Raw genomic sequence first — 381 nt, forward strand, 5'->3', positions numbered from 1 at the left:
GAATTTATTCTGAGTGGTAGGGGAGCGTTCTGTAAGCGGTTGAAGGTGTACCGGGAGGTATGCTGGACGTATCAGAAGTGCGAATGCTGACATGAGTAACGATAATGCGGGTGAAAAACCCGCACGCCGGAAGACCAAGGGTTCCTATCCCATGTTAATCAGGGTAGGGTAAGTCGACCCCTAAGGCGAGGCCGAAAGGCGTAGTCGATGGGAAACGGATTAATATTTCCGTACTTGGTATAATTGCGATGGGGGGACGGAGCAGGCTAAGCAAGCATGGCGATGGTAGTCCATGTGAAAGTGTGTAGGCTAGCGACTTAGGTAAATCCGGGTTGCTGTTAGGCTGAGACACGAGACGAGTCACCAAGGTGATGAAGTTGC

General features: G+C 51.2%; 1 rRNA gene. It reads left to right on the forward strand.

The annotated features are described in order from the left end of the window. A 23S ribosomal RNA gene (locus P20439_RS11600) occupies window positions 1-381 on the forward strand; the annotation flags it as partial.

The sequence above is a fragment of the Pseudoalteromonas sp. BSi20439 genome (genome assembly GCF_000241165.1).
Lineage (GTDB): Bacteria > Pseudomonadota > Gammaproteobacteria > Enterobacterales > Alteromonadaceae > Pseudoalteromonas.